Below are 9808 nucleotides of genomic sequence, written 5' to 3'. Positions count from 1 at the left end.
AGCCTTACCTCCACGGAATCGTGGCGTCCGCTTCATATCATTTGAATACTTGCACGCTGGAAGGCATCAATAACAAGATAAAGCTTATCAAACGGATGGGGTATGGCTACAGAGACACGGACTACTTCTTTTTAAAAATCAAAGCGGCCTTCCCCGGAAAGCCGCGATGAACCATTTTTTTTGTAGATGTCCGGCCATGGGAAACCCCATGACGCCTAGGCCAATAAAAGCCACAGAAGGAGTTTGAGTTGTCATATAGCATCCTTGTTGTTATACGAGCGATAATTTATCAGAAACTTAACCTGATTTGYTCCTTCAGATGATAATCTTGTACCATCACATTTTGTGTTGTAACACGGATTACTATGACAGCACCTCAATCTATCGCTTTAACCATTGCACACATCAACGACACCCACTCGCATTTTGAATCGACACCTGTTTCGCTGAGCTTGGATAGCACACAGACGCGTGTTTATGCGAACTGCGGTGGCTTTGCACGTATTGCATCTGCCGTTAAGCGTTTTCGTGCTGAGGCGGACCAGAAAGGCCACGCGTTCATGTTCTTGCATGCGGGGGATTGCTTTCAAGGTACCTTGTACTATTCCCTATTTAAGGGGCAAGCCAATGCCGATATGCTCAATCAGTTGGGCATTGATGCGATGGCAATCGGGAATCATGAGCTAGATCAGGGTAATGGTCCGGTTGCTGATTTTCTTGATCGTATTACTTTTCCCTTGCTGGCCGGCAATTGGCACGTTGCCAATGAAGCTGCAGACAAAGAAAAGCGCGTCAGTGAAAAGCCCGCGTTATTGCCGTATTTGCCCGAACAGAAACGCGCTAGCGTGATGATCAAGACGATAGCAGGGCGTAAAGTGGGTATTTTTAGTCTCGCGGTCGAGCAGATGGCTGCACTGGCTAACCCTGATCATGACACGCCTTTTTTGCCTGTCACAGAAATTGCCAAAAACACGGTAGCATACTTGCGTTTGCAAGGGGTCGGTACTGTGATCCTGCTCAGCCACTTAGGGTATGACAAAGATAAATCATTGGCTGAATCCGTCTCTGGCATTGATGTGATTGTGGGCGGSCATACCCATGTCTTGCAGGGTGACTTTCAAAACATTGGCCTCGACAGCCAAGACCCTTACGGTTATCAAGTGAATGATACCTGGATTGTCCAAGCCGGTTGCCACGCTCAGGCAATTGGACGTTTTACCTTAACGCTAGATGCCAAAGGGCGCCCGACCCATTTTGAGGGGCAAAATTATTTATTGTTAGGCCGCAGTTTGGCGATGGATGCGTCGCGCGAGCATAAACTGACTGCTTCCTCATACCAAGCGGCACGTGACTATTTGAACCAACAGCCAAATCTTCTGATCTTGCCGAGTGATCTCACCCTCAAGCAGTATTTGCAGCAAACTTATCGCCCTCGGGTAGCACAGTTAGAAAGTGACATTGTCACGCATGTGCCACAGCGGTTGCGTCATGTTCGCGTGCCGGATCAGCAAGGCGGCAGTGATGTCGCGCCATTGGTGACGGAGAGTTTTCTATGGGCGGCGCGTGAACAGGGTATCGAGGCAGATTTTGCCATCCATAATGCCGGCGGCGTTCGGGTGAGCTTAAATGCAGGTCCGCTTTCTGCCGCACTTATCGCCGGTTCATTACTTCCGTTTGCGATTGATGTGATTGCGTATCGGGTAACGGGCGCGCAAATCCGCAACGCGCTGGAAGGTGCAATTAATAATGCCACGGATAATGGGGTGATTGGACTCGGTTCGGGCAGTTTTCCCTATTGTGCCGATCTGCGCTATCGCTATGAAGCATGGCAGCCAATGGGCGGGCGCATCACCCAATTAGACATTAAGCGCGGTCAGCACTGGATTGCGATTGATGATGAGCGCCAATACGTTGGTGTGTCATCTTCATATACCGCGCAAGGTAAAGAGGGCTATGACGCTCTTCAAACCGGCCGTCGTCGCTCAATTGGTTTATCGATGGCGGAATGCTTCATGCAATACGCGCGAGCGCWAGATGTATTGCAACTCCCTGACCAGCCTTTGGTGTGTTATCTCGTATCACCTCAGCAGGGCGAAAGCTGCTGGCAATCATAATCACTTACTTGGCCCATCCCTTGCTTACTATCAGATGAAGGATAACCACGGCACTTTGTTGCCGCAAGGTTAAGTTTTCATCTCCATGGTCGATATGTATCTAGGAACGCAGTTTATCGGCACACGAATAGAAAGTGAGGTTCGTATGGAAATGCGTGATTGGTTCGATGTGGGTTTAATCACCTTTTGGCTACTCGCGTGGGCATCGTTAGTGTATTTTGTGCCCGTTATTTAAGCGAGTTATCCGTGGTGGCGTTGTGGGATGCGCGCTTTAAACGTACTCCCCAACGCACCAGTAACGGTTGTAAATAAATAGGTAGCTGAATGGCCCCAATGAGGGGTAAAAATACCGGCCCCAATGCAGCGCCAGCTACCGTATAAGTAAGTAACACGTTGCGGTTCACGGCGGTAACTGCGGCAATCATACTGGCTTCTTCCCCGTATCGCCGGTAGATAATGTACGCAACTGCAAAGAAAAGCATGCATAATGCGACTGAAATTGCTAACAGCTCCAAGGCGTAACCGCTATCCTTCTGCCACATGGCGCCAATCGGACCCACTAAGCCCAATGGAAAGCTAAACACCAATACAATCGTGAACTGCGCCAGTTTTCCATGAATACGTTTTAATTTTTCAGGCTTAATCCATGCGTGAAACAGCGCGGCCATTCCCATCGGACCAAAAATAAAGATCACAAGCCTCGCAATATAACTGTATAAGTCGAGTGAGAACGCTTCGCCACTCAATAGGCTCAGATTAATAAAGAGAACAATGGGCATCAGTAACGTCGACGCAATGGTGTATGCCATGGCGATCAATGCGTCCATTTCTAATGAGCGAATAATGGCAGGTGTTGCGAATAACGAGCCAGTGGCACAGATCCCGCTGATCGCGAGTAGCATGGTATCGGAGGCGCCCAGTCCCCATGCAATCGTACAGGTAACGATAGTCAGAACCACGGCATGAACAAACGCATAGAGCCAAACTCGCCATTGCCCGAGTGCTTTTACCAATAAGGACTGATTAATCCCGAGTAAGGTAAATAACATTAATGCGAATAACACATAGGGCAGGTAGGGAAAAAGCGCTAATGAAAGGTGAGGAAACGCAAAACCGATTACAGCGGCAATAAAAAGAAACAACGCAGAATGTCGAGCAAGAAATGCCAGCATAGACAGCACCCTAATCACATGTGTAACGGCAATGTTACCAGCTTTTTTCTGCAAGTGAGTAAAGATTGTTCGTTTTCGTCGATTTATACGCAAAAAGACCTGATATAGCATGTAGCAGAAGGCAGGTTCAGCAATCGATGTTGTTTAAAATCGACCATATCTCCCATGATTTATCTTAGCTCTTTATTTAACCGAAAATTAACAAAAGTCATTGCGGTGGATAGTCGTGTTTCGGATAAATAAAACTAATGGCTAGGTTGAATTATCATCAGTGTAGAATCTAAGTCACTGTTTCTATAATGCGCCGCGAGTGATTCAGAAAACAAAGCGAGGATCGTATGACAACTGTTACGGCAAACATGCCACGCACACGTCGATCTTACGCGGTGACAATCAAAGGACTGATCGCTCATGCCATGGATGTGTTGTTCACCAGCAACACCAATGCACATGCTTATGATGCAAGCCGTTTACCCGCACATTTGCAACGTGATATTGGCATAAACCGATAAGATGACCTGATAAAAAGTAAAGCGCCATATCATAACGATATGGCGTTTTTTTTGTTCTATCGCGACGGTTAACGTAAAGAAACCGGTGCGCGACTAGTACTTTGGCTTGGATCATGGCAGGTTAGCTATTGACGCTAAACGTATTTTAATGGAGCAACAAACACAATGGGATGGTTTTCTAAATTATTCTCACGAAACGATGCCCCTCGCAAGGCATCAGCCCCAACAGTGACCCCGACTGAGTACAAAGGCTATCTTATTTATCCCGAAGCAACGCCAGAAAACGGGCAGTACCGAGTGTGTGGGCGAATTTGTAAACAGCAGGGACAAGAAACACTCACGCATCAGTTTATCCGCTCAGATTTATTGGGGAATCAGGAAGATGCTAATAGCTTGATGCTAGTCAAAGCCAAAATGATGATTGACCAGAATGGCGATCGCCTATTTTGACCTTACTTCTGGCATGGCCTTCTGCGCCATACCAAAACTAATGCATAAATATTCGAAACAAAAAAAGATAAAATGTAGCACTGATCACATTTACACCAGAATTGCGATCCTTGCCCTGTGGTGATTGTCGCTCAAACTCGTTAAGTTAGTGATGTTGCGTTGCTAAGCATCGGACGCTGACAACAGACTGCACCCACGTCGCACGTGCCTTATGTGGTGCTTGCGGCGTTATTTTTTATCGATTTTTCGCAGTCTTTATGGGTTTTATCAAGGTATGCCTTTTTTTGTCAGTATTATGCCTACAGGTGCTTGATATTTGACCTGTGGTTCGTTACAAAAAATTTCTCATAAGCCAATAGTCAGGGAATAGCTATGCAGATTGGTGTTCCAAAAGAAAGGCTCGTTAATGAAACGAGAGTTGCTGCGACACCAAAGTCGGTGGAGCAGTTGATAAAACTCGGCTTTGAAGTAGCAGTTGAAAAAGGCGCTGGCGAGCTAGCGAGCTTTGAAGACACAGCCTATGAACAAGCCGGGGCGAGTATTGTCGATACCGAAGCCGTTTGGCAATCGGATATCATTTTCAAAGTGAATGCACCGGGTGTGGTTGAAGAGACAGGCCAAGATGAAATTGCGCTCATTAAAGAAGGTGCCACGCTAGTCAGCTTTATTTGGCCAGCGCAAAATGAAGAGTTGCTGGCGCGTTTGGCGGCTCGCAAGATTAATGTGATGGCGATGGACGCGGTGCCAAGGATCTCTCGCGCACAATCGCTGGATGCGCTAAGTTCGATGGCCAACATTGCTGGTTATCGCGCGGTGGTCGAAGCCGCGCATGAGTTTGGCCGTTTCTTCACTGGACAAATCACTGCGGCAGGTAAAGTGCCACCTGCGAAAGTCTTTGTTGCGGGCGCTGGTGTGGCCGGGCTTGCCGCCATTGGTGCCGCAGGTAGCTTAGGGGCGATTGTCCGTGCGTTCGATGTACGCCCTGAAGTGAAAGAACAAGTTGAAAGTATGGGCGCCGAGTTTTTAGAGGCTGATTTTAAACAAGACAATTCAGGCAGTGGCGATGGGTATGCCAAAGAGATGTCTGATGAGTTTAATAAAGCCGCAGAAAAGCTCTACGCTGAACAAGCGCAAGATGTCGATATTATTATCACGACCGCGCTCATCCCCGGCAAACCTGCCCCGAAACTGGTGACCAAAGAGATGGTCGACAGTATGAAACCGGGTAGCGTGATTGTTGATTTGGCCGCTGCAAACGGCGGTAACTGCGAATACACGGAAAAAGATAAAGTGATCACAACACCCAACGGGGTGAAAGTGATTGGCTACACCGATATGGTGGGCCGCTTACCGACGCAGTCATCACAGCTGTATGCCACCAACTTGGTCAACCTCACCAAACTGCTTTGCAAAGAAAAAGATGGCAATATCGGCATTGACTTTGACGATGTGGTGATTCGTGGTGTGACCGTCATCAAAGAAGGTGAAGTCACATGGCCTGCGCCACCGATTCAAGTTTCGGCGCAACCTAAAGCGGCACCGAAAGCCGAGCCTGCGCCGAAAGCCGAGCCTAAGAAAACCTCTCGTGCGACCAAATATGGTTTGATGGCCGCGGCTGCCGGGGCATTTGGGTGGATCGCGAACTATGCGCCGAGCGAGTTTCTTTCTCACTTCACGGTGTTTGTTTTGGCCTGTGTGGTCGGCTACTACGTGGTCTGGAATGTCACTCACGCACTGCATACACCACTGATGTCGGTTACCAATGCGATTTCCGGGATTATTATTGTGGGCGCATTGCTGCAAGTTGGACAAGGCATTGGGTTTGTCACCTTCCTCGCATTCATTGCCGTGTTGATCGCGAGTATCAATATATTTGGCGGCTTTACTGTTACAAAGCGCATGCTTGAAATGTTCCGTAAAGGGTAAGGAGAAACAATGTCTGAAGGATTGGTACAAGCTGCGTACATTGTATCGGCGTTGTGTTTTATTCTGAGTTTGGCTGGACTGTCCAAGCAAGAATCAGCGCGTGCCGGTAACTATTACGGTATTACCGGGATGGCGATCGCGTTAGTCGCGACGATTTGGGGTCCTGAAGTACAGGGCGTTGGTTGGATTATTCTTGCGATGGTCATCGGTGGTGCGATTGGTATTTATTATGCCAAGCGTGTTGAAATGACCGAAATGCCTGAGCTGGTGGCTATGCTACATAGCTTTGTAGGTTTGGCTGCGGTACTAGTGGGCTTTAATACCTATATTGATCATCCACCATTGACCGGTGCGATGCTTAATATCCACTTGGTTGAGATCTTCCTCGGTGTATTTATCGGCGCGATTACCTTCACCGGTTCAATTGTCGCCTTTGGTAAACTCCGTGGAGTGATTTCTTCCAAAGCCTTGATGCTGCCACACCGTCACAAGTTGAATCTAGCCGCGGTTGTCGTCTCGTTCTTGTTGCTGATTAGCTTTGTGAATGCGGAAGGGTCAACGGCAGCTCTGTTGATTGTGACCGTGATTGCGTTAGCGTTTGGTTATCACCTCGTGGCCTCGATTGGTGGTGCAGACATGCCAGTTGTGGTGTCGATGCTTAACTCCTACTCAGGCTGGGCGGCTGCCGCCGCAGGCTTTATGCTAGCAAACGATCTGTTGATCGTGACTGGTGCGCTGGTAGGTTCGTCGGGTGCGATTCTGTCATACATCATGTGTAAAGCCATGAACCGTTCGTTTATCAGTGTGATTGCGGGTGGGTTTGGTTCTGATGGTACGGCGTCATCCGGTGACGAGGAGATGGGTGAGTACCGTGAAGTGACCGCCGAAGAGGTTGCTGAGATGCTGAAAGACTCAAAAAGCGTTATCATCACCCCAGGCTATGGCATGGCGGTTGCTCAGGCGCAGTATCCCGTCTATGAAGTGACAGAGAAGCTTCGTGGGATGGGTATTGACGTACGTTTTGGTATTCACCCTGTTGCGGGTCGTTTGCCCGGTCACATGAACGTATTGTTAGCCGAAGCGAAAGTCCCTTATGACATCGTGTTGGAAATGGATGAAATCAACGATGATTTCCCTGAAACGGATACTGTCTTGGTGATTGGCGCGAACGATACGGTTAACCCTGCCGCGACCGAAGACCCGTCAAGCCCGATTGCAGGTATGCCAGTGCTTGAAGTGTGGAATGCACGCAACGTGGTGGTATTTAAGCGTTCTATGAATACCGGCTATGCTGGGGTACAAAACCCGCTGTTCTTTAAAGAGAACAGTGCGATGTTGTTTGGTGATGCGAAACAAAGCGTTGAGGCAATATTTAAAGCGCTTTGATTGGCAAAAAGCATCAATATAGGTATAAAGAGTCAGCGAAGGCTGGCTCTTTTTTTGGGCGGGAGGGTTCACGTTGAACTGCGGTGTCATCGTTACCGATTGCTTTCATCGTGTGCAATACACCGAACTTACATTGCACTGACATTTCATTCACGTTGGGTGATAAGCTTGCGACTATGCGAATCCTGCTGTTAATGACCCTGGCGCTTATGGCGGTGCCAACGAGTGCTGCAAGCTCTTTCTCTGAACAAATGACAGCGTTCAGAGCACAGCTATTGCTTGCCGATCCGGTGGCACGATATAACCTCATTGGCATTAATCGCGCCTTCCCCAAGGTCTTACTCAGTCCCGACAGTTTATTGCCACAAACCGCTAATTACCCGCTTAAAGACATTCGTCGTTTGTACCAAGCCGCACAAAAGTGCCAAGGGCCGTGGCCTGTTCACCCCAAAGTGACTGAGCCTTTAGTGTTCACGCGCGCCATGTGTAATCACACTCAGTTGCCGGTTGCTTGGTTTTCCCGCTCAGGGTTTATCCATCCAGGAGGAGGCAGCTATGCGGCGAAATATGTCGAACAATTTCCGTCTCGGCGCAGTGAGCTGACCCGATTTTTTCATATTCAAGAACGGCCAACGGCTCAACCGGATACCTTGTTGGGGCGGTTGCAGCGTATGGATAACGCTGCTGTCGAAGCGCTGAATAGTGGTGCGAAATCGCTACTCAGTAGTGATGAAATGTGGGTTCGTGTCGGTAGCTATTATCACTTGTACCCTTCGACACAATGGCAGCCATTATTAGCAGAATTCGATTTGCGTTTGTCCGCGATGGGCGAACAAGATTTTTGTTTGGCGCGCGTGGGAAACATTTGCTGGAATGAAGAAAAAGCGCCGACGTATTGGCCCTATTTGGTTGGTGCTTTGATTGTTATCAACCTTGCGGCGCTCGGAGGTTGGGCATTTAACCGTTGGACGGTTCAGCGCCGGTTGATGCAAGAGCGGATGCTGGTGCTACAGATCCTCACCCACGAACTGCGTACGCCGATTGCCAGCCTCTCAATGACGGTGGAAGGGTTTAGGCGCAAGTTTGATACCTTGCCTGAGTCATTTTATGACGAGTTTCGACGCTTGTGTGAGGACGCACGTCGCTTAAAGCAGTTAGCGGAAGCGAGCAAAGACTATTTACAATCGAACCAAAAGCCGTTGAATAAAGAGACGATCCCTTCACTAAAAGAGTGGTTGGGGTACATCTGTGACGAGCACAATGTCACTATGTATGTCTCGCAAGATGGTGCCGTCAGTGCCAATGTATATTGGCTAGCAACCTCATTGAACAATTTGATCGCTAATGCGGTCAAATACGGTGTGGCACCGGTTGAAGTGCGCGCACAGGTATTGTCAGATCGTTTTACGATCGCGATTCAGGATCAGGGCGACCTGACTGCCAAGGACTGGAAACATATTCGTAAACCCTTTGTTAGTCAAAGTGGCTTAGGCCTCGGACTAACGATCGTGGAATCTATGATTGAGCGGATGGGGGGTAAGCTAAGCTTATCTGGCCCGCCCACTACATTTACTTTGGAGATTCATTGTGACGCAAGCGACGTTACTTCTGGTTGAAGATGATGCCAACTTGGCTGATGGCCTACTTGCCAGTTTAGAGCAGGCCGGTTACCGTTGTTTATACGCCGATAGCGCGACAAAAGTGGCAGAGCTATGGCGTGATGCAGATTTGGTGATCCTCGATCGCCAGTTACCCGAAGGCGACTCAATTGATTGGTTGCCTGACTGGAACAAACTCAAAACGGTACCTGTGATTTTGCTGACCGCGATGGTCTCCGTGCGTGACCGTGTCGGCGGCCTTGATTCGGGCGCCACTGACTACATCACCAAACCTTTTGCTGAAGCAGAATTGCTGGCACGTATTCGTGTTCACCTGCGTAACCCTGTTGGTGAAGTCGATGCATCCAGTGATGAAATTGTTGTTAACGATGTGCGCATTGATACTGCAAGTCGCGCAGTAATGTGTGGCGAGCAAGAGGTCGTACTGACACGGACTGAGTTTGATTTGCTTCATTTCCTGGCTAAAAATGCGGGCCGAGTGTTCACACGGGATGAGCTACTGGATCAGGTTTGGGGCTACAACCATTACCCAACGACGCGCACGGTTGATACGCACATTTTGCAACTTCGCCAAAAGTTGCCTTCAGTGAATATTGAGACTTTGCGTGGCGTTGGCTACCGCATGAAAG

Annotated in this window: 10 protein-coding genes; 8 read left to right on the top strand and 2 right to left on the bottom strand. The window is 48.7% G+C overall.

Annotated elements, in window-relative coordinates; genetic code table 11:
• Positions 1–170, top strand: a 170-nt coding sequence (locus BZG83_RS14730; protein ID WP_198929743.1) for a transposase, incomplete at its 5' end; no start/stop codon positions are given.
• Here the strand turns inward: BZG83_RS14730 and BZG83_RS17175 are convergent.
• Positions 139–255, bottom strand: a complete 117-nt coding sequence (locus tag BZG83_RS17175; RefSeq protein ID WP_108743594.1) for an NAD(P)-binding domain-containing protein — start codon at positions 253–255, stop codon at positions 139–141. The two genes, BZG83_RS14730 and BZG83_RS17175, sit on opposite strands and share 32 nt — an antisense overlap.
• 110 nt (positions 256–365) lie before the next feature.
• On the opposite strand from BZG83_RS17175, the gene BZG83_RS14725 reads away from it, so the two are divergent.
• Positions 366–2114, top strand: coding sequence for a bifunctional metallophosphatase/5'-nucleotidase (locus BZG83_RS14725; RefSeq protein ID WP_077481641.1), 1749 nt, complete (start codon positions 366–368; stop codon positions 2112–2114).
• A 227-nt stretch (positions 2115–2341) separates the two neighbouring features.
• Here BZG83_RS14725 and BZG83_RS14720 read toward each other — a convergent pair whose 3' ends face one another.
• The gene (locus BZG83_RS14720) at positions 2342–3286 is read right to left on the bottom strand and encodes a hypothetical protein (protein ID WP_198536714.1); all 945 of its coding nucleotides are present in this window, start codon (positions 3284–3286) and stop codon (positions 2342–2344) included.
• Between the two features lie 338 nt (positions 3287–3624).
• Between BZG83_RS14720 and BZG83_RS16915 the strand changes: the two genes are divergently transcribed.
• The 6 genes from BZG83_RS16915 to BZG83_RS14695 all read left to right on the top strand — a co-directional run.
• Positions 3625–3798: a hypothetical protein gene (locus BZG83_RS16915; protein WP_167315127.1), complete on the top strand. Its 174-nt coding sequence runs from the start codon at positions 3625–3627 to the stop codon at positions 3796–3798.
• A gap of 165 nt (positions 3799–3963) precedes the next feature.
• Positions 3964–4248 carry an HlyU family transcriptional regulator gene (locus BZG83_RS14715; protein WP_069586631.1) on the top strand — a complete coding sequence of 95 codons (285 nt, stop codon included), beginning with the start codon at positions 3964–3966 and terminating at the stop codon, positions 4246–4248.
• A gap of 372 nt (positions 4249–4620) precedes the next feature.
• Positions 4621–6174, top strand: coding sequence for a Re/Si-specific NAD(P)(+) transhydrogenase subunit alpha (pntA, locus tag BZG83_RS14710; protein ID WP_077481639.1), 1554 nt, complete (start codon positions 4621–4623; stop codon positions 6172–6174).
• 9 nt (positions 6175–6183) lie between these two features.
• Positions 6184–7560: a Re/Si-specific NAD(P)(+) transhydrogenase subunit beta gene (pntB, locus tag BZG83_RS14705; RefSeq protein WP_077481637.1), complete on the top strand. Its 1377-nt coding sequence runs from the start codon at positions 6184–6186 to the stop codon at positions 7558–7560.
• Positions 7561–7736: 176 nt separating this feature from the next.
• The gene (locus BZG83_RS14700) at positions 7737–9176 is read left to right on the top strand and encodes an ATP-binding protein (RefSeq protein WP_077481635.1); all 1440 of its coding nucleotides are present in this window, start codon (positions 7737–7739) and stop codon (positions 9174–9176) included.
• Positions 9148–9808, top strand: a 661-nt coding sequence (locus tag BZG83_RS14695) for a response regulator transcription factor (protein ID WP_077481633.1), incomplete at its 3' end; no start/stop codon positions are given. The genes BZG83_RS14700 and BZG83_RS14695, both read left to right, overlap by 29 nt.

The sequence above is a fragment of the Salinivibrio sp. PR919 genome (assembly GCF_001995355.1).
GTDB lineage: Bacteria > Pseudomonadota > Gammaproteobacteria > Enterobacterales > Vibrionaceae > Salinivibrio > Salinivibrio proteolyticus.
Note: the sequence above shows the minus strand (reverse complement) of the source record. Positions and strands in the feature narration are given on the sequence as shown.

Coding starts and splice junctions, on each gene's coding strand:
- BZG83_RS14715 (WP_069586631.1), top strand. CDS start 3,964: ATGGGATGGTTTTCTAAATTATTCTCACGAAACGATGCCCCTCGCAAG.
- BZG83_RS14700 (WP_077481635.1), top strand. CDS start 7,737: ATGCGAATCCTGCTGTTAATGACCCTGGCGCTTATGGCGGTGCCAACG.
- pntA (WP_077481639.1), top strand. CDS start 4,621: ATGCAGATTGGTGTTCCAAAAGAAAGGCTCGTTAATGAAACGAGAGTT.
- BZG83_RS16915 (WP_167315127.1), top strand. CDS start 3,625: ATGACAACTGTTACGGCAAACATGCCACGCACACGTCGATCTTACGCG.
- pntB (WP_077481637.1), top strand. CDS start 6,184: ATGTCTGAAGGATTGGTACAAGCTGCGTACATTGTATCGGCGTTGTGT.
- BZG83_RS14720 (WP_198536714.1), bottom strand. CDS start 3,286: ATGCTGGCATTTCTTGCTCGACATTCTGCGTTGTTTCTTTTTATTGCC.
- BZG83_RS17175 (WP_108743594.1), bottom strand. CDS start 255: ATGACAACTCAAACTCCTTCTGTGGCTTTTATTGGCCTAGGCGTCATG.